Genomic DNA, 22672 nt, shown 5'->3' with positions numbered 1-22672 from the left:
CTTTCTTTTTTCTACATACAACATACCCTAAAACGTGACAGAAAGCTATTCACAATACCCAACGAATATGAGGCTCTCAAAAGCTCCCAAAGGATGCAGATCCAATAACATTCAATAGGCATCACCCCTTTCAAAAGTCCGTGATTTATACTAATTTGACTGCTTGAAATTTGGCTATTTTATCACCAGGAAAGACTTGACTTTTTCAGAATGCATCCTCAAGCCCGGAGAGAAAATCCAGCATCTGGGACGGGATTTCTTCCTTTTTTGAAACACTCTCCCCGGAGCCAGAACTGGAAACACCTGCCAGTTCTTCCCGGATTGCCTGCCGGATGCTTTTCTCCAGCTGGTTGTTTTCCTGATCTTTTAAAATCACCTGAACCAGATAGCTGCTCTTCTGTCCATCTGGAACACTTTGCAGGATCTCCCATGCCTTTTTGTGATCTGGGTTATCAAGGTTCAGGCGGAACGAGAAAACGGGTCTCTTTACTTCGCGCACATCTGCCCCACAATCCGCTCATAGCCGGAAGCATTGGCGTGTACGTCTGTCAGGTAAATCTGCCGACACAACCCGTCCTGCGGTGTCACGTGCCGTTTCAGAATGCTGGCTCCGCCGCCCATGATCACGGACGGAATTGCCTTCAGATCGAACCCGGCTTCCATAATTGCAGACAGTATTTTCTCCGTGTAGAGCCTTCCCTGCCGGACAATGATTTCTTTTGCGGCCGGGTCCATGCTGCAGCTCTGGCCGTTCAGAACACGTTCGATCTGAATATCCGTTACAGACAGTCCGGTATTTCTGCGTACCTGCTCGGTGATCTCATCCACACACCGGATCACACCAAGTTCCAGGCTACGGCAGGTAGCGGCATTTGGAACACTGTTGTCCAGCCGCATCAGGTCTACGGTCCAGCCACCGATATCTGCGAGAAGAACAGAAGGCTCGTCCCGAACACATTCCGGGTGGAGAGCCAGGGCTGAGTATCCCTGTGGGAACAGTTTTACATCCTGAATCCGGATCTCATAGCTCTCATCCTCGTACCGGAAACGCAGAGGCTGCTCTTTCCGAAACAGATATTCCCGGAAGCCTTTTTTCTCCCTGCCAAAACTTGCCAGTGGAAGACCGGCTGCCAGAACTACATCTGTTTTCCGCTCTCCCCGGCGATAGCGGATTTCCTGGGCAATGGCTGCCATTGTCAAAAGATAATAATTGTCATTGGAAGTCTTACTTCTCACCAGCGTCTGCCGCCCGGTTCCACACACATAAAATTTCCCATTGTACTGCAGGACATTCTGCATGGTATACGGCTCGTAATCGTATCCGGTCAGTCCGGTCGGGAAACATACATGGGGAGTTTTTATGGCATAATATCCATGGTCAATTCCTATAATGATAAGTCACCACATCCTTTCTGGTTTTTCTTGTTCTTTTCCAGCAGGTGGTCTTTTGGTCTGGAAAAAGAGAAAAAGGGCAGAACCCCGAAGAGCTCTGCCCGTAATAAAAAATACAGTCATGCATATTTACAAATAAATACACATAACTGTATTAGTTTAATCAGTATTAATCTTCAAACTCTTTTAACTCGTCAAGCGGTTCTTTTGAAGTATCTATTGCCATATTGTTTTTTAACCAATCAGCTTTGCTATAACCTGTTCCGGTCAATTCAAATATTTCACCTTTATACCCTACAGCTTTAACCCAGCCCCATTCTATAAGTCTGTCTAAAGCCTCTTCCCATCTCGCAGATTCTCTTTTTGAATTATCGGCCATAAACTGCTTACCTGATGTAAAAATCTGAGTAGGCGAATCAAGTGTCCGTATCTTTAGTATTTGCCCATCACCGTCAGCCGCATACACTAATAAAAAAGCCGAGTCCACTGGAATGTTCCCAACATCATCTAGTCCTACAACTGATTTATTTTCTTCTGGATTTCCAATAATCAACGTATTATCTTCAACCTGGAACAATTTTTTGATATCTTCACTTGTTGCGGTAGGAATTTCTTTCAAGGTTAACTGGTTATTCTCTAGATCAGTGAGTCTACTATAGAATTGAGAAAACATCTCTTTCATATCATCTAGCATCTTCTGTTGATGTTCTCCAAGTTCAGTATTTGCTTTATTTCGTCCTTCTGCCTCTTCATTAATTATATCCACTATATCTCGATATCGAACCCATCCAGCGTTATCATCAACATAGTTAACGGCGTTCCTAAATGTCGGTGATGCCACATACTTTAAACTGTTTAAATCTGTGAAAAAATCAACTGTATTTTTATCATTTTTGACTTTTTCTCTAAACTCATCCAGCCTCTTCATTTTATCATACTTATCATTTCCAGTATCTTTTTCACTTTCAGAAATAGCTGAAGGTTGTTTAATCAATACAAGTACTGGTAATCCTTTAGTTTTTGCATAATTGTACTCTTTCTCCGTGTAACTTATACCAGTTTCTTCATCGATTGAGCCATACCTAGCACCAATAACAAGAAGATAAAAATCACACTCATCAATCATTTTTGTTATAACATTCCATTGACTTGTAGGTGCAGCATGGAATTGCTCCATACCTACCGGAATAAAATTATTCTCTAGTGCCACACCTACCAATGCCTGTCTTTCCTTTTTAAGATCTTCATAGGTAGAACTTATAAAAATAGAAAACTTTCGTCTATTCTTCATATCAGTATTCTCCTCGTGTACTTATCTCTTATCACTTCACAGTGATAGCAAGTTCCCGCAAAATCAAACTTCATAAACTCTACCAACAATGATACCACAAAAATGAATTAAGGTATATTTTTATTTGCATTTTTAAGATAATTCCAGAATCCATTCCCTGTTTTCTTTTGGTGCGTTTTTATAAAAATCCCGAATCCACAGCTCATGGAGTTTAATTTCCGACTCTGTATTTCCTATGTTTCCGACACATCCACCTGTTTCATGAAGTGCTTCCAGACAATCCCACTCTTTTTTGAACTCTCCTGCAAATTCCATCCACACTTTTATATGGTATTCCTTAAAACCAAAATGGTAAATCAAGTAGGTCAACCTGTCAAAATCAGCTAACGGCATTTTTTCTTTTTTCAGCAATAACCTTTTATCATGCTCGCTGCATAGATATAAAAATGCAAGCTGTTCTATCTTTGCCTGCTCCATATATTTCTCCCTTCTCTTCTACTTTGTCTCACTTTTACAACCGATTCTACCTTGTCCAATCGTTAAAATCAATACAGATGGTGCAAAAAGTGAGACAAGCCATCCTTTTACCAGAGAGGAAGAGATTTAAAATGCCAAAGCCAAGGACACAGTCTGGTGAGAAGAATCTGATCAGCCAACGGTTGATTGAGCTTCGCAGGACTCACAATATGTCTCAGCGTGATCTTGCCTATAAACTCCAGTTAGCTGGTTACGATATGGATAAAAATGTAATCACCAGAATCGAAACAAACAAGCGTTATGTCACTGATCTTGAATTAAAAGCCATTGCTGAAATCTTTCAGGTTTCATACATATTTCTCATTGATGGCAAAGACGAATAGAAGTGACAAATGGGGAAGTTCAATCGTGCTTCCCCATTTTATCCGTCCTTATTACAGATTCAGTAGTTCTAAGATTTTCTGCATACCGGCCTGATATAAAGATTCCGCATATAATATCCATCTTTCACTGACTTCAGTAACATATGCGTCTATCGTTTTTCGCTTTTCTTTTGCTAATCCCATTGTCTGAACCTGTTCTTCATATTTTGATATTTTTTCCAGCATTCCCTGGTACGCTATATTTTCTTTCAGCTGTTCTTCGACCTCATCAATCCAGGTATCCAGCAGCAATTCCAGCAGTTTCTGTGTGTCACCGTCATCCTTTCCCAGTATTGCTTTTTTTATTTTCCCCAGCATAGCTCCATAAGAAATCATTTGAGCCTGTCCCATATAAAAATGGTACTCTTCTTCTATCATTTCCTTTTCGCTCTCCAGTTGGAAATATCGATGTACTGCCTTATGCTCTTCTTCCGTTAGGCTGATTGACTGATTCGTCTCCATAAATGTTTCTATCACTGGATACTTCTCTGTAAGTTCCAGTATTTTCTTTTGCAGTCTCTGGTATTCCGCATCATGCTTTTTCAGATAGGTGCATACCTGTTCTCCTATCCGTATCCCCAGGCACTGCTCATTCCAGATAATATCTGGCTGTGTTGTCATATCGGTGTCTCCCTTCTGTGTAGTTTTCCTGTTCCAAGCACAAGACTATACCACACTTCTGGAAGAAAGCTATTCATCAAACCTACTGAAATCTCCTGGCAGATCCTGTGCAACCTATCCCTTTTCCCACAAAAAAACTGGTATGAAAGACTCCTTGTTCTCTCATACCAGCTATCTATTTCTTATTTAACTGAATACACATTCTTTTCTATTCTCTGTGTATCCTGTACTTATTTATGGCAAAAATCAGACTACAGACACGCTATACACTCTTATGCTACATAATCCAGTTTACTGCATCCGGGTTCAAATGTCACGTTGAAAATGCCAACCTGAGAAGTGGAAATCGGTGCAAGAAAACTTCTGCCAGAAAAATACTGTGCAAAGCCATCATTTGGTGCACCAATTGGAAATACCATCTCTTTTGCATGCGCCCGCATTGCTTCCTCTTCGTATGGTAAATCTCCTTCACCTGCCTCCCACACTTCCTTTGCAAGATTGAAAACAGCCCATGCTTTTGGCCATCCTGCATAAAATGCGACATGTGTGATTACTGCGGCAATCTCTTTTTGTGTTACACCATGATTTTTTGCATTTTGAAGATGATATTTTAAAGAAGAATCTGTAATTCCGGAAGCCATCAGAGCAACCACTGTGATGATACTTCTTGTTTTTACGTCGATGTCCTGGTTATTCCAGTTTTCGCCGAAAAGTACATCATCGTTAAAATGTGCAAATTCCGGTGCGAATTCACCAAGTGTATTTCTTCCTGCTGTCTGTACTATTTTTCCCATTTTCTGTATACCTCCATAGCACTGTTATTTATAAAGATTTTACCCACTCACTGATTTCCTGTTTTGTTCCACGGTTTAACAGGCTGCCTTCTGTGATAACCGCATCCGGTGCAGATGGCTGTAATTCCTTTACAGTATTACCGAATCCACTTCCACCGGATGTTGCAAAGAGCACAATCTTTTTGCCACTGAAATCATAGGCTTCCAAAAATGTATTGACAATTGTCGGAGCTACATACCACCAGATTGGGAATCCCAGAAGGATCTCATCATAAGAACTCATATCCATCTTTTTCTTCATAATCTCCGGTCTGTATTTCTTATCACTCATTTCCACACTGCTGCGGGATTTTTTATTCATCCAGTCAAGATCAGCCTTTGTATATGGAACTTTTGGCTCAATCTCAAATAAATCCGCTTTTGCTTCCTCTGCAATCATTTCTGCTACTTTTTTTGTTGTCCCGCTTGCACTGAAAAATGCGACTAAATTTTTACTCATAATAAAAATCCCCTTTCTTTGCGAATTTTTCGTATAAAAATAGACGTATAAGATTTGAATTTCTCTTATACATCTATTTTATACCTGATATTTTTATTATGTCTAATGCTTATATTGAATTCCATTCTATGCCTGAAAAGCATTTATTTCTTCTATCATTTTACTGACCGCCAGAGAATATGGAATGTTTCGTCTCCAGGCAATCACAGTACTTGTTGTGATTTCAGGAGAAATTCTTCGCTGTACAAGAATATCCTCCCGCCAATACTTTGCAGCACCTTCGATGGATACCGGATAGCCCAGTCCATTTGCTGCCATAACTCCGGCATTCGTTCCAAGATTACTTGTAAAAGCAATCTGCAGTTTCGAAAAGTCTTTTCCAAACCAATTGGCAAGTTCACTTTGAACATTTACTCTTTCCGGCAGGATCAATGGTTTTCCAATAAGATCTTCTTTTCTTATAAACTCTTTTTCTGCCAGCGGATCATCCGGCCGCATTCCAACACACCAGTGATCGCAATCTGTGATCCGGATATAATCCAGCCCTTCGGTGTCCACCGGCTCCATGAATAATGCAATATCTACAAGTCCTTTGTTCATCATCTCATACACTGCATCTGCTGTTGCAGTATGCAATACAATCTGAACCAGCGGGTATTTTTCTTTATATGTTTTACATATCTCCGCCAATGTCTCCACCGCTGCAAATTCACCGCATCCAATGGTTATATTTCCCTCTACAACATCTTCTTTTCCTTTCAGTTCTTCAAGTGTTTTTTCCTCAAGATTAAGGATCTCCAGGGCACGCCTTTTTAATAAAATCCCCTCTTCAGTAAGCGAAATTTTCTTCCCGCTTCGAATAAATAATGTTACTCCAAGCTCCTCTTCAAATGCCGCCATTTGTCTGGATAGCGTTGGCTGGGTAATATGCAATTGTTCTGCTGCTTTTGTAAAGCTCTGTTCTTTTGCCACCGTCAGAAAATAGCGCAATAGTCTTAATTCCATATTTTTTATTCCCACAACTTCCGATTTCTATTTTTGTTTCCATAGCATAGTGTACTCTTTTTCACCAGTATCTTCATCCAAACCTTCACATTAAATAATGAACCCTTCTCTTTGGTAAAAAGAAATTGCTCTGGCATTCTTCTGATATACATTTAATCGTAAGCTGACTTTTTTATCCTTAATATAATCCAATAAAAGCTTACCTATGCCACATGACTGCATTTCATCAGAGACAAAAATACCTTCGATATATTCATCATTTAGTCCTACAAATCCTTGTATCATTTTATCTGCTTCAAACACATAAACTTCGGATTGTGACAGCATTTCTTTCACTAATTCATAATTACTTTTCCAGTATTGATTGGAAATAAAATAATGTGCTTTCAGATTTGTCTTTAACCATATGTCAGCGACTCTATCGATATCTCTGTTCAGCAACTTTCTAATCATAACAAATATTCTCCACAACAACATCCTTTATGCTTTTCTCTTTTATCTATTCTATCACAAGCTCACCATTAATCATCATTTTTTTGATATTTTTTCTTTTCCTCCACTGTAAAACAGCCTCTGAGCGTTTCGTTATATAGAGGGGTACACATACAGAGCAAAACTAAAATGTTAGCTGGAAATTGATCCTTTTGAATGGAATTTTGTGTCACGAACGTGATTAGAAAATAACAAAAGCGTTCGTTGTCAGCTAATCCAGCTAACATTTTCGAACGCTTTGAAGCCCGTCCATAAGAGGATTTGAACCTCCGACCCCTCGCTTAGGAGGCGAGTGCTCTATCCAGCTGAGCTATATGGACATATATAGTTGTGAAACATTTCGAACACTTCCAAAAGTTTCACAACCATTATTTTACTATATTTATTTTGAAATTACAAGAATTAATTCTAAATTCGAAAACTTAATAGTGCAGCTGACCCTGCAGCCAGATTGTTCCTTTGAAGCGGCGTCCAACTGCCGGTTCACCGAGAAGATCTTTGCTGTTGATGCAGATATCAAACTGTATATCATTGCTCTCTATAGTCATCTGGCAGATTTCTTCACCTGTCAGGATATTCTTAAATTTCATGATATCCAGAATCTCACCAAGAACATTATACTGATCACATTCGATTCCATAAGGCATGAAATAAGAGTCCACGATCGTGAGAACATCATCTGTAACAATTCTCTGTGAAATCATGGAGTAAGTATCCATATCCTCCATTGTAAGGCTCTCCATAGCTTCCTCATCACCATTACGCGCTGCTGCGATCAGATTAGTCCTGTTTTTGGAAAGTTCTCTCTCCACCTTTACCGCTTCCTTATCCTTCTGCAGCGGAAACAGGATCTTTCCCTCAGAAGCCAGACCGGAAACCGTCACCGGACGGTCCCCCGGGTCTTTCAGGCCTTTGTATTTCTCCTGCATATATTCTGCCAGATTCTGCAGATAAAAGATCATAGTCACGCCAATACGCAGATCATCACATGCTCCTGCATAAGATTCCTTATCTGTATGACGTTCAACAGTCACTTTTTCCCTGGATGTGATTCCTGTTCCCCTGAAAAATGGGAAATAATATTCCACGTGAAACTCACCGTTCTCATCGTACTGACCACAAACGCTGATTCCACAGTCACAGCCATAATTCTTGGAAAACTGTACAAATACGCCTTCCGGATGATTTTCCACGCAAACCTTTTCATCGTAGCTTGCGATCACATCACGGATGATCTCTTTTATTTCACTTCTTCTGGTAATCTGTGAAAAACCAACGGTCTTTAAATAACTGTGCACAAGAACACCTCCCTGAAAAAGCCTGCGTTTCTCTTACGCGCGTGTCTTTTTCTCAATCTTTGTCATACCGCCCATATATGGCTGCAGAGCTTTTGGAATGTTTACAGATCCATCTGCATTCAGGTTATTCTCCAGGAAAGCAATGAGCATTCTCGGAGGTGCTACTACTGTATTGTTTAATGTATGAGCAAGATATTTCTTGCCATCTTTGCCGTTTACACGGATTTTCAAACGACGTGCCTGTGCATCTCCAAGGTTGGAGCAGCTTCCTACCTCAAAGTATTTCTTCTGACGTGGAGACCATGCCTCAACATCGAGGGATTTTACCTTAAGATCAGCAAGGTCACCGGAGCAGCACTCAAGCGTACGAACCGGAATATCAAGAGAACGGAACAGATCTACTGTATTCTGCCACAGCTTGTCGAACCACATCTTACTCTCCTCTGGCTTGCAGACAACGATCATCTCCTGTTTCTCGAACTGATGGATACGGTAAACACCTCTCTCCTCAAGTCCATGAGCACCTTTCTCTTTACGGAAGCACGGAGAATAGCTTGTAAGTGTCTTCGGAAGCTCTTCCTCCGGAATAATCTGGTCAATGAATTTACCGATCATGGAATGCTCACTTGTTCCGATCAGGTAAAGATCCTCTCCCTCAATCTTGTACATCATAGCATCCATCTCCGCAAAGCTCATAACGCCTGTAACAACGTTGCTTCTGATCATGAAAGGCGGTACGCAGTAAGTAAATCCCCGGTTGATCATGAAATCTCTTGCATAAGAAATTACTGCGGAATGAAGGCGTGCGATATCACCCATCAGATAATAGAATCCGTTACCGGCAACACGTCTTGCGCTGTCAAGATCGATTCCATCAAAATTCTCCATGATATCTGTATGATACGGAACTTCAAAATCCGGAACAACCGGCTCACCAAATTTCTCAATCTCTACGTTCTGGCTGTCGTCTTTACCGATCGGTACAGAAGGATCGATGATGTTCGGGATCACCATCATATCTTTCAGAAGCTCTTCCTCAACCTCTTTCTCTCTCTGAGAAAGTTCCTCAATACGAGTTCCGGATGCAGCAACCTGTTTTTTAACCTCTTCTGCCTCTTCTCTTTTTCCCTGGCCCATAAGAGCACCGATCTGTTTGGAGATCTTGTTTCTCTCAGCACGGAGAGCCTCAACCTCCTGCTTAATCTCTCTGTTTTCTTTATCAAGTTCGAGAACCTTGTCAACCAGCTCCAGTTTGCTGTCCTGGAACTTATTGCGGATATTCTGCTTTACAACCTCCGGATTCTCTCTCACAAACTTAATGTCTAACATGATATTCCTCCTGTATTAAAAATATTCTTACTCTTTGCAGTTTTTTATTCCTTCTCAATCTCACCAAGGCCAAAGTTTACTGCTTTTCTCAAAGCTTCCACTTCTTCCTGACTAAGTACAACATAGGACTCACCTTTTACGATCTCCTTTAAATAAAGGAAACAGTTATCGCGGCTGTGAACCGCATTCAAGATCAAACCTGTATTGTTTTTATCAAGAAGCGCCAGTGCAAAGCTGAGTTTTCCACCTACATCATCAAATGCATCATACTTCTCAACGCCATATTTGCTGAACATTACATTCATATTTTTTTTGATAAAGCTGATGTCATGATCATGATCTTCCTTTGCTTCATACAGCCGATCGATCTGTGCAAATTTTCTTACAAAAACTTTTTCCAGTGACTGTGCATCTCCGCCTCTCATAAACATCTTGTACTTCCGTTCCAAACGGCTGAGACGCATATTGCTACTCACCACATTGATCAGAAGAATGATGGTAAGGATCAGCAAAACAATGATCACAATCCCGGAATCAATTCCCATGCTTTCAAAAATCCCGCTCATTCTGCCTCCTATCTGATAGATTCGAACAGATCAATGATCCTCTCCAGTTCATCTCTGGAATAATATTCAATTTCAATTTTACCTTTGTTGTTTTTCTTTCGCTGAATGGATACCTTTGTTCCCATGATACCTTTCATTTTTTCTTCCAGGCTCTCATAAATGGCATCTTCTGCTGTGTTTTTCTCTGTTTTTACTTTTTTCGCAGGAGAAACCAGATTCTTTACAAGTTTTTCCGTCTCACGAACACTGAGTTTTTCATCAAAAACCTTCATGGCTGTTGTTTCCTGAAGAGCTTCATCAGAAATTCCCAGAAGTGCTCTCGCATGACCAGCTGAGATCATATCTGCAATTACCATTTCCTGAACTTTTGAAGAAAGCTTCAGAAGACGCATGGAATTAGTTACTGCAGTTCTGCTTTTGGCAACTCTATCTGCGATTTCATCCTGTTTCAGGTGAAACTCTTCCATCAGACGTTTGTATGCCATCGCTTCCTCTATAGGATTCAGGTCTTCCCGCTGAATGTTCTCGATCAGGGAAATTTCTACGATTTCCTGGTCTGTAAACTCTTTTACAACAACAGGAACTTCCTTGAGCCCTGCCATCTTGGCAGCTCTCCAGCGGCGTTCGCCTGCAATGATCTCAAAATAATCCTTCTTATCGGATACCAACAACGGCTGAAGAACACCGTACTGTTTAATGGATTCCGAAAGTTCCAGCAGCGCATCCTCATCAAAATGTCTTCTGGGCTGATTCAGATTTGGTTCTACGCTGGAAATTTTCACAAGTCGTTCTGCGGCCGGACTATCTTTTTCAGTTGGTTTGTCTTTTTTTACAACTGCAGATCTTGTCTTTTTTGCAGGTTCCCTTGACGGACCGCCTGCTTTGTTCGGGATCAGTGCGTCAAGACCCTTTCCAAGGCCTCCTGTTCTTCTTCCAGCCATCACTCGCCCTCCCTGCCTATAACTTCTTCTGCCAGGAGGCGATAACTCTCTGCTCCTGTAGATCGTGAATCGTACAGATTGATCGGTTTTCCATAGCTTGGTGCCTCTGCAAGTCGTACATTTCTCGGTATGATCGTTTTGTATATATTCTGGTCCAGGTTTTCTTTTACATTTTCTACAACCTGAAGTGACAGATTTGTTCTGGCATCATACATAGTAAAGACCACGCCTTCGATCTTCAATCTCTTATTCAATCGGTCTCTTACCAGTTCGATGGTATGTATCAACTGTGACAAACCTTCCAATGCATAATACTCACACTGAATCGGCACCAGAACGGAGGTTGCGGCTGTCAAAGCATTAATTGTAAGCATACTCAGTGACGGCGGGCAATCCATGATTATGTAATCATATTTCCGGCGAAGTTTATCCGTGATCTTTTTCAGAATAAATTCTTTATCCTCAAGATCAACCAGTTCAATTTCTGCACCGGATAGATTCATATTCGATGGTATCAGGTCAACATTATCTACAACGTTCTTTATAATGGTATCCTTGGTCTCTGCTTCTCCAAGCAGCAGCTCATAAAGGGTGTTTTCTACTGCATTCTTGTCTGCGCCAAGTCCACTGGTCGTATTTCCCTGCGGATCAATGTCGATAGCAAGAACCTTTTTCCCTTTTTCAGCAAGGCAGGCCGATAGATTGATGGCTGTCGTTGATTTTCCAACCCCGCCTTTCTGATTGGCAACTGCAATGATTCGTCCCATTGTACCCCTCCTTTTTATTTTTTTAAGGGATTTTTACTCATTGGATATCATTATAACACTTTTATTTTTAAACTGCCACATAATGTTTCACGTGAAACAATAGAAAATAGGTTTTGAATTATTTTATTTATTGTGTAGTATACCCAAACTCATTCCGGACTAAACAGAAGTTTGACAGTAACAGTACATCGATTATAAAGTCCATCAACTCCGCATAAACTTCCAGTTTTATTTGCTGTCAATCAGACTATATATTTTACGCCATCACGCCATAAAAACGTACCGAGAAATGAAGTTCCCATTTATAGATATTTTGCTGAAATTGTTCTGATTTATCGTAATCTCGAAAATAATTCGATTTTCTCGGTATAGATATATTATCTTTTATGGAACCTTGCACACTGCTACATAGGCATCGAAATTCCTTTCTTTTACAGCATTTATAGCATTTTCAAATTTTATCTGAACGCTAAAAACATTACTATTATTATCAAGCGAATAAAAGCATCTGTAAACGCATTCGCAGTTCTACACTGAATAACTGCTTCGCGATTTACCAAAAGGACTACAAACTACTCTTCCCTGATAAGAAGCAGTTCTTCAACCACTGCTTATCGTTTCTTGCAATTGAAGCCAAAAACAGTGGGACCTCCTGATTCGAGTCATACAAACAAAAGCATCCGCAGTTGCTACGCAGCTTTACACCGAATAACTGCTCCGCAGTTTATTAAAACTTGCTTGTACTCTTCCTGATATAAGCAAGTCACCAACCGCTGTTTATTGCTTCTTACACTTGAAGCAGGGGACCTCCTGACTCGATTAAAAACTATATCACGCTACCGTAAAGCGCATATGAGTTGTCGTTGTTGCGAAACATTTTTTAAGTCAAGCGGATAAAAACATCCTCTTCACTACTGCTCATAGTTTAATAAATGCTTCGCAGTTTATCAGAAGGAGACTGTACTTCTCCTGATACAAGCAAGTCCCCAACCACTGCTTATTGTAATTCACAATTGAAGCAGGTGAATTACTTGATTCGATTAAAATCTACATTAAACCTACCATAAATCACATAAGCACGAACTACAGCTGTTTTTTATTTCTGCAATTGTCAAAGATGGGGTTATAACTCTTTATTCTTAATCTGTCTTCGGATGTTTCACGTGAAACATCCGAAGATAGATTATCAAACCAATATTCATAATTGAAGCAAGTGACTTCCTCGATCCGGTTAAAAATGCCATCAACGAAATCGATCCAGGACACGGTTTGACTTGTAACTGCAAGGGTACTGAACAGTTACGAACACATTATAAAATCAATGAGAAATATCAAAAAAATACTCCGATATATTCTCTCTGGCATTATCTGTATCACGAAAGCATGTAAAAAATACAAGAAACTCCATCCACAAAATAATGTGGCTGTTATCTTTATATTCCCCAAAAGCATCTATATATAGTAAATGGAAACTTCTTTTCCCGGAGTGTTTTTATAGCGTGAAATACATGTATCTCTCGTGAAAAAAATATAATATTATGAAACTGGAATTTTCGATTTTTGTTTATTTTATTATGTTTACGAAAGATTTGCGTATTTATTTCATTTTTCTTCCAATCCTGTTATATATTCGTTATGTACATGTTAACTAAAGGCTTTTTCAAGCATAGTTTCATTTTGTAATATCCAATATAAAATGTATCTGAATAAAGTTCCGGCATAGAACTGGCATAAAATAAATTTCACTTAATAGGCTTTTTCTTCTAAATCAAGCCGTAAAACACTTCCCTGTCTTCTCTTTATCCCAGTCATGCGGACAAAAATTTTTGCATTCAATCATAGTTTTACACAAAATAGCTATTTTACAGTTTATCAGGAAGAGCACAAGTATTTTCCCACCCACAGCTTATTGTTTTTTTGTAATCGAAGCAGCTGCTTTCTTTTATTCGATCAATCAAAATTTTACATGTTTAAAGTAGGAACGGATCTATATTTTATCTTTTTGCCGCATGTGTGCAGGTGCACATTTTGCATTTTTAGACTTTTTTATATGTGTATACATATAAAGTACGTTTTATCGTACTTTTTTATTTAAAGTACTATAATTTGTACTTTAATGCTTTTTTCATTCGTAAATATCCTATTATTTCTATTTATTTGCCAGTATTTTCTTTTATAAAGTCCTTTTTATCGTACTTAACATTTGTGTTATTGTCATTATCATAGTGTTCTCTTCACAGAAATAATCTCTTATTTTTCTTTATTTCATCCTTACTCTTATATCGTTCTTCTATAAAATCCCCCATATTTTCCGCCTTACCCTCCATTTTTCATATAAATACACATTTTTATTACATTCACTTAACTTGTTAATTCCCCATCCAGTTCACAAAAGCATCTGACCGAAATCATGGGGAATACTGATGACAGTATCTGGCAACTCACCTTCAAGTGTGCAAACATATCTATCCAATTTGGGATCAAACGAATAAAAATACCCGTATTCGCTACGCAGTTCTACACCCAATAGCTACTTTGCAATTTATCAGGACCTGCTTACAATGTACCCATAACAGTGGCCACATGAATTAGTGCAGTACCTTGTTTTTAGACATGCCCACTATTCTTTTCCCTGCTTCTAAACGCCGTTGCATTCTTCCTAATACACGCCACCCACTGCTTATTACTTATTACTTTTTCGTAATTGAAGCAGGGGACTTACTGTTAACTGGTAATATTATCCTCCGAGTTTTTTTGTGAGCAAAGACCACTGAAAGCCCTGGACATACCATGCAAATTTATGTGATTAGCATAATTTCTGTGCATCGCGAAGTGTATTACCAAGAACGGAGTGATCAGTAATCAGGAAACTGCTTGATTTAATTCAAGCAGATAAAAGCATCCGCTTCACTACTTGCTCATAACCGAATAAGTGCTTCGCAGTTTATCAGAAGGAGCCTGCACTTCTCCTGATGCAAGCAAGTTCCCCTGATTATTGCTTTTCGAAATCGAACCAGGGGACTTATTTGATTCAGTTAAAAACGCTTCTTCTCTTGCCTCATTTTCCCCTGAAATGCTATAATCCATAAAGAAAGCATTCGCAAACTCCTTGCAGTTTGCGGCTAATACATTATTTCGTAAATAACTATACCAATCGCGTGGGATGTTGATTCGAGTGTGCAGGTATAAAAATGCAAGCGTAGCTGGCTATGCTGAGGCTTTTAGATCTGTGCAGTCGGATTCACCAACAAGTAATTGGTATAGTTATTTCGAAAACAATGTACTAGTACAGCGAAAATTAAGTTTCTGCTATATTGACGTAGGATGATTTTCTCATATGCAAGGCGAAGGAATGAGGCGTAGCGGTGGCTACGGCGATTGACGACAACGCAGCATATGAAAAATCAGACAAGTCAATATGGCGGTTACTTAATATTCGCTGTACTAGTCATTTATCATCTGATTGAAAGGAATATTTTATACATGAACACCACAAATAATCGCAACGATTTCTATAAAGAACAATTAGACAAGACTTTAAATGGCAATGAAAAGATCGAAACTGCCATTGCAGCACTCCAAAAAGAAGCAACCGAAGAAATGCTTGCTCATACTCTCACCGTAATCCGTCACAGAATGCAGGAGCAGGCACAGCTGATCATTGCTGTAGAACCTCCAAAAGGTGATGGAAAAATTTCTCTTCATGCGATCAAAACCAACGATGGAAAGCAATGGTGGGCTGCATTTACCAGCTTTGACGAAGAGTTAAAAGGCAGTGATAAGATCATGTCCACATTTACCGCAGATATTGATAAGATTTTTGCTTCTGCATTGCAAGAGCCGTCTGTTGAGGGAGTAATTCTCAATCCATGGAACCGCACACTGATGCTGAACAAAACCCTTATCAACATCATCCTCGGTAATCCTGTATAGCATCAGCTCTGTCGGATAACAAGTCCAATGTTTCACGTGAAACACTTGGTATTTTACTGAAGTATAAAAGCATTCCAGCGGATAACAGCATCCGCTTCGCTACTTGCTCATAACCAAATAACTGCTTCGCAGTTTATCAGAAGGAGTTTTTCCTTCTCCTGATACAAGTAAGTCCCCACCCTCTGCTTATTGCTCTTCGCAATTAAAGCAGGGGACTTACTTGATTCGGTTCCAAATCTGATTTCTATGTATCATGAAGCATATTGGCTATGCTACTGTTCACTGATAATATTCCGTAAGTTTTTTTATAAACGAAGGTCGCAGAAAGCCCGAAGCCATACCGCACCAATTTATGCGATCAACATAAATTCTTTGCATTGCGAAGCGCGTTACTGAAAGCAGAACGAACAGCAACTTAGCGATCATCGCCAAGAACAGAATGGACAGTAGCGTCAGCATACAATAACAAGGTTAGGGTTCCCACAAAAGCATTGTAAATTTTTCGTTCCTGTCGTATAATAAAGCAAAGAAATATTCAGAAAAAATCAGATCAGATACCTGAATTACGTTACATCTGTCCTGATTATTTTTACGAATTCCAGGAGGCTTTTTAATGAAGAAAAATGGACACAGACTACTTACTCTTGCAGCTTTAGTCGGAACTGCCGCAGGTGTTATTCATATTGCTAACCGTTTCATAGATGCCACATCTCAGCTTAAAGATATGCTGGAACAGCCACACAGTAAAACCTATGACTGGCGTTTTGGAAAGATTTTTTATACAAAACAGGGACATGGCACCCCTATTCTTCTTATTCATGACATCATGCCAGGTGCTTCCGGTTATGAATGGAATGCCATAGAGAAGCAGCTCGCAACCGAACATACCGTTTACACCATTGATCTTCTTGGATGTGGACGTTCTGAAAAACCGGATATTACTTATACCAATTTTGTATTTGCTCAGTTACTCTGTGATTTTGCCAAGAATGTGATTCGTGAGGAAACCGATGTTATTGCCAGTGGTTTCTCAGGTTCTTTTGCGATCATGGCTTACCGTAACAATTCCGACCATTTCCGCAAGATCATGCTGGTCAATCCACCAAGCTTCAGTTCCCTGAAGCAGGCACCTTGTAAAGACAACAAGCTCTTTAAGTATTTTATCGAGCTTCCGATTTTCGGAACTCTGATCTATCATATGGTAGCTTCCCGCGAATCCATCAGCAGTCTGTTTATGGAAAAGCTGTTCTACAATCCCTTCCATGTAACAGATACACTGGTAGACACCTATTATGAATCCGCTCACAAGGGCGGTTCCAACGCCAAATATCTGTATTCCAGCTACATTGGCAAATACCTGAATATCAACATTAATAATGCCGTAGAATCTTCCGATGCATGCATCTATATTATTTCCGGAGAAAAAGAAGCTTCCGCTTCTCTTATCGCAGAGGAATATCAGAAGCTGAATTCTTCCATTGAAACCGCTGTGATCCCGGAAACCAGACATCTTCCTCATCTGGAAGATCCGGAACATTTCCTGGAACAGGTAGCTATTTTCCTGTAAAAACAACTTATGATCCGGCATCAAAAACAAAATTTATCTATAGTAATTTTGGAAATCAACGCATCAAAAGTACATTGTTCATATTCGGAGCCATTGAGCTCCATACAGTAATTTGTGGAAATGCTATAAACCAACAAAAAGCCAATAAAAAAAGAGTACTGTTTCACGTGAAACATGAGTTTTCCCTCAAACAAACGTGAAACAATACTCTTTATTTTTTACCAGACTCACAGCATGCATCCGGACATTTCTCTTATCTAAGTGCCTGCTCCAGATACATGTGTGTTGTATTATCGATCAGCTTATGCGTCAGCTCTGCCATATGCTGTGTACTCTCCTGATTCTCAGAAGACAGCCATGTCTTGATCATTCCCACGCATCCATTCAGACAAAACGCATACGCATACTCAATGTCACGGTTGTCTTTCGGAAGACGAATTGACAAGCGATGCAGCACTGTATCTGCGATCAGTTTTTCTATACGATTCACAAAAGCCATATCTCCATTCTTTCCAAGAAGTGCGATACAAATATCCTTATTATGATCCAGGATCGTAAATATCTGCTCAATAAAAGGATACGAGCTCTCCTTATTATTAAGAGGATCCAGAGGATAGTCTGCCACCAGATGCGTGATTTCCTCCATCAATTCAGCCTCTATGGATTCCAGCATCTGATAGATATCTGTATAGTGAAGATAAAATGTGGAGCGGTTGATATCAACTTCTTCCACCAGTTCCTTTACCGTAATTTCCTTAATACTCTTCTTCTGCATAAGACGGGCAAGCCCCGCTCGCAACTGTGCCTTGGTCTTACGTACTCTTCTGTCAACTTTTTCCGCCATCTTAATTCCCCCTGCAATTCAAAAAAGCAAGCACGTTTCCTCCGCCTCAATCACCTGTTACTTACGATACTCTGCAACTGTCATACAATGCATAATGCATCCTTCAAACGAATAAAAGCATTCGCTTTCTCTACGCCGATCTGTATGATACCAGATATCTGCTGTTGTTAAGAATTGACAAGATCAAAATTGTTAACGACGCCGACCTACACGATACCAGATATCTGCTGCATATTTGTGTTGAAACATAGGAATCCTGTCTGCATTTAATATTACCAACTGCACATAAATTCAAAGTAAATAACGTACTTTTTGTCTATTATGCAGTTTTTTATCTGTAATAGACACTTCCATCATTTCCGTCTATTAATATACATTCAGTAAAGATTTAATGGTTGTATCTGTGGTATGTGTTTAGTATAATACATCACGTAAAGAAAATCAACACTTTGTTTGATAATGGAATATAAAGCTATTAATAGATTTTAATATGATTAATAGATCTCGTCGCCATTACTGGAATAAAGTTTGATTAATCAACTATGTTTGATAATACAATTTAATAAGAAAGGGATAGGTAATATGATCAAAAACGAATGGAAAAGCTTACTTCGTAACAAGCTCATGCTTATCGTCGTAATCGCCATTATCGTAATCCCGATCATCTATGCAGGTCTGTTTCTGAAATCCATGTGGGATCCTTACGGAAACGTAGACAGCCTGCCAGTGGCCGTGGTAAACGAAGACAAACCTGTCGAGTATAATGGCAAGACCTTAAGCATAGGTAAGGACATGACGGATGAGCTGAAGGACAACGACTCAATGGCATTTAACATTGTAGACAGCAAGACAGCAGAGGACGGTCTGGCCAATGGAACCTATTACATGGTTATCAAAATTCCGGAAAATTTCTCCGCAAACGCAGCCACTGTAATGGACAACGATCCAAAGCAAATGGAGCTATCCTATGAGACAAACCCTGGAACCAACTATATCGCCTCCAAGCTCAGTGAAACAGCAATGCTGAAGCTTCGTGATAACATTGCTTCCAAGGTTACGGAAACCTATACAGAAACCGTTTTTGATTCTATCTCAGAAGCAGGTGACGGAATGCAGGAAGCTGCAGACGGATCCGGAAAGATCGAAGACGGACTGAATACAGCAGCTGATGGTAACAAAACAATTACCAAAAACCTTAAGAAGCTTTCCACCAGTACTCTTACTTTCGTAAGTGGTGCTGACAGTCTCACCGAAGGTCTTAAGACCTACACCGATGGTGTTGCAAAGGTTAACGATGGTGCAAAGAGCCTGGACGATGGTGCAGATCAGCTGAACAGCGGCGTTGCAACCCTCACAGAAAAGGTTCCGGAGCTGACAACCGGTGTGGATACTCTGGATAAAGGTGTTCAGCAATACACCGCTGGTGTGGATGAGCTTAATAAAAATTCTGATGCACTGAAATCCGGTGCAAGCAGCCTGGAATCCGGTGCAAACCAGCTGAACAGCGGCGTTGCGGCTCTGACAGAAAAGGTTCCGGAGCTGACAACCGGTGTAGATACTCTGGATGAAGGTGTTCAGCAGTACACCGCTGGTGTGGATGAGCTTAATAAAAATTCTGATACACTGAAATCTGGCGCAAGCAGCCTGGAATCCGGTGCAAATGCATTAAGTGCAGGTATTGATACTCTTTCCGACGGAGCAACACAGTATGTAGCTGGTGCTGACACTCTTGCAGATGGAACTACCACCTATGTGGCTGGTGCTGGCAAACTCGCAGCCGGTGCCAAAGAGCTTGCAAAACTTGAAGACGGACTCACAACAGTTTCCAATGGTATCTCTCAGCTGAATACCGGTGTTACCAAAGGAACCGATGACTCACAGTCACTGATATCCGGAACACAGCAGCTGGAAAACGGACTGAAAGCCCTGAACGATAAGGTTTCTGCTCTGAAAGAGGGAACAACACAGGAATCCATCAACAAGCTTGCAGCCGGCCTTACTTCCGCAAAGGATGGTATGGACACAGCCGCAGCTGGTATGAACAGTGCTGCAGCTGGTATGAACAATGCCGCAGACGGAATCAACAACGCAGCCGGATATATCACTCAGGCCGCAGGCATCACAAGTCAGACCAGCAGCAGTATCACAGACAGTCTGATCCCTGCTCTCCAGAATGCAGGCACACAGTTCTCACAGGTAGGTGATCAGGTCAGCAGCATCCTTACAGGATACGGACAGCAGACAACGGAAGCACTTACTGATGCAAATACCAAGATCGGTACTGCCGGACAGACAATGACCGATTTAGCAGCACAGCTTCAGGCGATTCAGGCAACCGCTTCTGAGGACGGAACCATTTCCGCAGCAGCTCTGAATGATGTGATCAACGCTTTAAACAGCGTAGCCGGTGGAATGACTGGCGTGGACGGTTCTTACATGAGCAGCTATTCTGATCAGGTTTCACAGCTTGCAGCTGGTGTATCCGGTCAGCTCTCTTCTACTCAGGAAAATCTGAATGCTGTTGCTTCCAAGCTTAACGAAGCAGCTTCCGGACTGACTCAGATCTCCGGAGGACTGACTCAGGGTGCCGGCACACTTTCTGAGGGTGCAACAACCATGACAGATGGTGCAAACCAGATGAGTGCAGGTGCAACAACCATGAGCGCAGGTTCAGAGCAGTTATCTGCAGCTACAAGTCAGCTTCCTACAGATCTGATCGCTCAGCTTTCTGCAGGTGTTACCCAGCTGTATCAGGGGGCACAGGCTGTAAACACAGGAACTAAGAATGTTTCCGCAGGACTTCAGTCTCTGGAAGACGGCACAGTCGAAGCCTTCCCGGCTGCAGCAGCAGGAATCAAAGCTCTGAACGATGGATTTGACCAACTGACCTCTTATGATAAGCAGCTCAACGACGGTGCAAAGAATCTGAAAACAGCCGGCAAACAGATCACTGACGCACTTCCGGATATCAAATCCGGTGCAGGTCAGCTGGCAGATGGTTCTAAGGCACTGACAGATGGAATCACAACTTACACCGATGGTATTGCAAAGCTTTCCGAAAACAGTGCTGCTCTTACAGACGGCACCAAGAAACTGGCAACAGGAGCCAAGGCTCTTTCCAGCGGTGCTGCTACTCTTGCAGATGGAACAAAAGCATTAGCCGATGGTTCCGGAACACTGACAACCGGAATCACAACCTACACCGATGGTGTTGCAAAGCTTTCCGAAAACAGCTCCGCTCTTACAGACGGTACCAAAAAGCTCTCAACAGGAGCCAAAACTCTTTCCAGCGGTGCTACTACTCTTGCAAACGGTACTAAGACATTAGCAAACGGTACCTCAACACTTCTCAGCGGTACCGAGAAGCTTGTAAGCAACAACAGCACACTTAACAATGGTGCAAAACAGCTTGCAGATGGCGCTGCCCAGATCCAGAGCGGTTCCTCTCAGCTGTATGATGGCTCCAAGAAGCTTGGAAGCGGTATGAAAGAACTGAAAGACGGTTCCAAGACACTGACCACAAGCCTCAGCGATGGAGCTACCACTGTAAAAGACAATTCAGCAAGTGATGAAACGATCAAAATGTTCGCAACTCCTGTTGTAAACGACGAAACAAAACTTACCGATGTCCCGAATAACGGACACGCAATGGCACCTTACATGATGTCTGTAGGCCTCTGGGTCGGCGCACTGGCATTCTGCCTGATGTATCCTCTGGCTCAGTATAAGGGCAAACTGAAATCCGGTTTCGCATGGTGGGCAAGCAAGGCTTCCGTCCTTTATCCGGTAGCGATCCTCCAGGGAATCTGCCTGATCCTGCTGTTACGTGCATTTAACGGATTCACACCTGCAGAGATGGGCAAAACCGTACTCTTCGCCTGCCTGACATCAATGACCTTTACCTCTATCATGTACTTCTTCAACATTACTCTTGGTAAAGTAGGAAGCTTCCTGATGCTGGTATTCATGGTCGTTCAGCTTGCAGGATCTGCCGGAACTTATCCGGTTGAGGTTTCACCTTCATTCGTTGCAAAGATCCATGCATACGTTCCGTTTACTTACACGGTCAATGCATTCCGTGCAACGATCAGCGGTGGCCGGAGCATTACCACTTCCATTATTGTAATGGTTGCACTGTTAGTGATCTTCACGATCCTGACGATCCTTCAGTTCAATCACATGACCAAGAGAAAGAAAGCAGAAAAAGTTGTTCTCTTCGACTGGCTGGAAGAAAGAGGTCTTGCATAATACTTAGTTACTGACAGAAGCTCCCCCGAACCTTCTGTTAGATATAGAAAAATTAAAACTGTACAGTTGCTCAGATGAGCTTCTGTACAGTTTTTTTATATTGTCCTCGTCAATTCTCCACATTATAATTATAGCAGCTACAGAAAATCAAGCGGATAAAAGCATCCGCATTTGGTTAGATCTGAT

General features: G+C 41.1%; 17 protein-coding genes, 1 tRNA gene and 2 pseudogenes. 4 read left to right on the top strand and 16 right to left on the bottom strand.

Translation table 11 applies throughout. From position 1 onward, the window contains the following. Positions 1-205: 205 nt before the first annotated feature. The 4 genes from NCY57_RS07915 to NCY57_RS07900 all read right to left on the bottom strand — a co-directional run bounded on the left by NCY57_RS07915 (position 206) and on the right by NCY57_RS07900 (position 3160). Positions 206-499 carry a plasmid segregation centromere-binding protein ParR gene (locus NCY57_RS07915; RefSeq protein ID WP_173740006.1) on the bottom strand — a complete coding sequence of 98 codons (294 nt, stop codon included), beginning with the start codon at positions 497-499 and terminating at the stop codon, positions 206-208. Continuing rightward, positions 487-1395 (bottom strand): ParM/StbA family protein, encoded by a 909-nt coding sequence (locus tag NCY57_RS07910; protein WP_161208660.1) that lies wholly within the window; start codon positions 1393-1395, stop codon positions 487-489. Before NCY57_RS07910 ends, NCY57_RS07915 begins: the two co-directional genes overlap by 13 nt. A gap of 166 nt (positions 1396-1561) precedes the next feature. Then, positions 1562-2683: a DUF4062 domain-containing protein gene (locus tag NCY57_RS07905; RefSeq protein WP_055147696.1), complete on the bottom strand. Its 1122-nt coding sequence runs from the start codon at positions 2681-2683 to the stop codon at positions 1562-1564. A gap of 132 nt (positions 2684-2815) precedes the next feature. After that, positions 2816-3160 (bottom strand): hypothetical protein, encoded by a 345-nt coding sequence (locus NCY57_RS07900; protein ID WP_055147693.1) that lies wholly within the window; start codon positions 3158-3160, stop codon positions 2816-2818. A 131-nt stretch (positions 3161-3291) separates the two neighbouring features. On the opposite strand from NCY57_RS07900, the gene NCY57_RS07895 reads away from it, so the two are divergent. Then, the gene (locus tag NCY57_RS07895; protein WP_019162211.1) at positions 3292-3543 is read left to right on the top strand and encodes a helix-turn-helix domain-containing protein; all 252 of its coding nucleotides are present in this window, start codon (positions 3292-3294) and stop codon (positions 3541-3543) included. Positions 3544-3594: 51 nt separating this feature from the next. Here the strand turns inward: NCY57_RS07895 and NCY57_RS07890 are convergent, their stop codons facing one another. From NCY57_RS07890 to NCY57_RS07840, 11 genes and pseudogenes are all read right to left on the bottom strand, one after another. After that, complete coding sequence (locus NCY57_RS07890) at positions 3595-4203, bottom strand: DUF6664 family protein (RefSeq protein ID WP_025577054.1); 609 nt, start codon at positions 4201-4203, stop codon at positions 3595-3597. Positions 4204-4499: 296 nt separating this feature from the next. Then, positions 4500-4997, bottom strand: a pseudogene (locus tag NCY57_RS07885) (carboxymuconolactone decarboxylase family protein); the annotation flags it as partial. Between the two features lie 28 nt (positions 4998-5025). Further along, positions 5026-5496 (bottom strand): flavodoxin, encoded by a 471-nt coding sequence (locus NCY57_RS07880; RefSeq protein WP_005426704.1) that lies wholly within the window; start codon positions 5494-5496, stop codon positions 5026-5028. A 126-nt stretch (positions 5497-5622) separates the two neighbouring features. Continuing rightward, positions 5623-6501: a LysR family transcriptional regulator gene (locus NCY57_RS07875; protein ID WP_021650153.1), complete on the bottom strand. Its 879-nt coding sequence runs from the start codon at positions 6499-6501 to the stop codon at positions 5623-5625. 27 nt (positions 6502-6528) lie between these two features. Further along, positions 6529-6954: pseudogene (locus NCY57_RS07870) on the bottom strand (GNAT family N-acetyltransferase). A 285-nt stretch (positions 6955-7239) separates the two neighbouring features. Beyond that, positions 7240-7313, bottom strand: a tRNA-Arg gene (locus NCY57_RS07865). 102 nt (positions 7314-7415) lie between these two features. Next, positions 7416-8291, bottom strand: a complete 876-nt coding sequence (locus NCY57_RS07860; protein ID WP_059086529.1) for a DUF3881 family protein — start codon at positions 8289-8291, stop codon at positions 7416-7418. A 33-nt stretch (positions 8292-8324) separates the two neighbouring features. Continuing rightward, positions 8325-9620, bottom strand: coding sequence for a serine--tRNA ligase (gene serS / locus NCY57_RS07855; RefSeq protein ID WP_015526534.1), 1296 nt, complete (start codon positions 9618-9620; stop codon positions 8325-8327). Between the two features lie 44 nt (positions 9621-9664). After that, positions 9665-10186, bottom strand: coding sequence for a DUF4446 family protein (locus NCY57_RS07850; protein ID WP_015526535.1), 522 nt, complete (start codon positions 10184-10186; stop codon positions 9665-9667). A gap of 8 nt (positions 10187-10194) precedes the next feature. Next, a complete protein-coding gene (locus tag NCY57_RS07845; protein ID WP_250789599.1) occupies positions 10195-11127 on the bottom strand; it encodes a ParB/RepB/Spo0J family partition protein in 933 nt (310 codons plus the stop codon). Next, on the bottom strand, positions 11127-11894 hold the full coding sequence (locus NCY57_RS07840; protein WP_092072358.1) for a ParA family protein: 768 nt from the start codon (positions 11892-11894) through the stop codon (positions 11127-11129). The genes NCY57_RS07845 and NCY57_RS07840 overlap by 1 nt, the downstream gene beginning before the upstream one ends. A 3483-nt stretch (positions 11895-15377) precedes the next feature. On the opposite strand from NCY57_RS07840, the gene NCY57_RS07835 reads away from it, so the two are divergent. Both NCY57_RS07835 and NCY57_RS07830 read left to right on the top strand, forming a co-directional pair. Beyond that, positions 15378-15827 (top strand): SseB family protein, encoded by a 450-nt coding sequence (locus NCY57_RS07835; protein WP_044962418.1) that lies wholly within the window; start codon positions 15378-15380, stop codon positions 15825-15827. A gap of 613 nt (positions 15828-16440) precedes the next feature. Continuing rightward, entirely contained in the window at positions 16441-17394 is a 954-nt protein-coding gene (locus tag NCY57_RS07830) for an alpha/beta fold hydrolase (RefSeq protein ID WP_173740007.1), read from the top strand. 253 nt (positions 17395-17647) lie between these two features. On the opposite strand, the gene NCY57_RS07825 is transcribed toward NCY57_RS07830, so the two are convergent. Beyond that, positions 17648-18238, bottom strand: a complete 591-nt coding sequence (locus tag NCY57_RS07825) for a TetR-like C-terminal domain-containing protein (protein ID WP_015526541.1) — start codon at positions 18236-18238, stop codon at positions 17648-17650. A gap of 582 nt (positions 18239-18820) precedes the next feature. On the opposite strand from NCY57_RS07825, the gene NCY57_RS07820 reads away from it, so the two are divergent. Continuing rightward, positions 18821-22486 (top strand): YhgE/Pip domain-containing protein, encoded by a 3666-nt coding sequence (locus NCY57_RS07820; RefSeq protein WP_173740008.1) that lies wholly within the window; start codon positions 18821-18823, stop codon positions 22484-22486. Positions 22487-22672: the final 186 nt, after the last annotated feature.

Source organism: Blautia sp. MB18-30 (genome assembly GCF_023669475.1).
Classification (GTDB): Bacteria; Bacillota; Clostridia; order Lachnospirales; family Lachnospiraceae; genus Blautia_A; species Blautia_A fusiformis.
This window is presented reverse-complemented; position numbering and strand designations above follow the sequence as displayed.

Coding starts and splice junctions, on each gene's coding strand:
- NCY57_RS07890 (WP_025577054.1), bottom strand. CDS start 4,203: ATGACAACACAGCCAGATATTATCTGGAATGAGCAGTGCCTGGGGATA.
- NCY57_RS07850 (WP_015526535.1), bottom strand. CDS start 10,186: ATGAGCGGGATTTTTGAAAGCATGGGAATTGATTCCGGGATTGTGATC.
- NCY57_RS07835 (WP_044962418.1), top strand. CDS start 15,378: ATGAACACCACAAATAATCGCAACGATTTCTATAAAGAACAATTAGAC.
- serS (WP_015526534.1), bottom strand. CDS start 9,620: ATGTTAGACATTAAGTTTGTGAGAGAGAATCCGGAGGTTGTAAAGCAG.
- NCY57_RS07905 (WP_055147696.1), bottom strand. CDS start 2,683: ATGAAGAATAGACGAAAGTTTTCTATTTTTATAAGTTCTACCTATGAA.
- NCY57_RS07830 (WP_173740007.1), top strand. CDS start 16,441: ATGAAGAAAAATGGACACAGACTACTTACTCTTGCAGCTTTAGTCGGA.
- NCY57_RS07895 (WP_019162211.1), top strand. CDS start 3,292: ATGCCAAAGCCAAGGACACAGTCTGGTGAGAAGAATCTGATCAGCCAA.
- NCY57_RS07845 (WP_250789599.1), bottom strand. CDS start 11,127: ATGGCTGGAAGAAGAACAGGAGGCCTTGGAAAGGGTCTTGACGCACTG.
- NCY57_RS07900 (WP_055147693.1), bottom strand. CDS start 3,160: ATGGAGCAGGCAAAGATAGAACAGCTTGCATTTTTATATCTATGCAGC.
- NCY57_RS07820 (WP_173740008.1), top strand. CDS start 18,821: ATGATCAAAAACGAATGGAAAAGCTTACTTCGTAACAAGCTCATGCTT.
- NCY57_RS07880 (WP_005426704.1), bottom strand. CDS start 5,496: ATGAGTAAAAATTTAGTCGCATTTTTCAGTGCAAGCGGGACAACAAAA.
- NCY57_RS07840 (WP_092072358.1), bottom strand. CDS start 11,894: ATGGGACGAATCATTGCAGTTGCCAATCAGAAAGGCGGGGTTGGAAAA.
- NCY57_RS07875 (WP_021650153.1), bottom strand. CDS start 6,501: ATGGAATTAAGACTATTGCGCTATTTTCTGACGGTGGCAAAAGAACAG.
- NCY57_RS07825 (WP_015526541.1), bottom strand. CDS start 18,238: ATGGCGGAAAAAGTTGACAGAAGAGTACGTAAGACCAAGGCACAGTTG.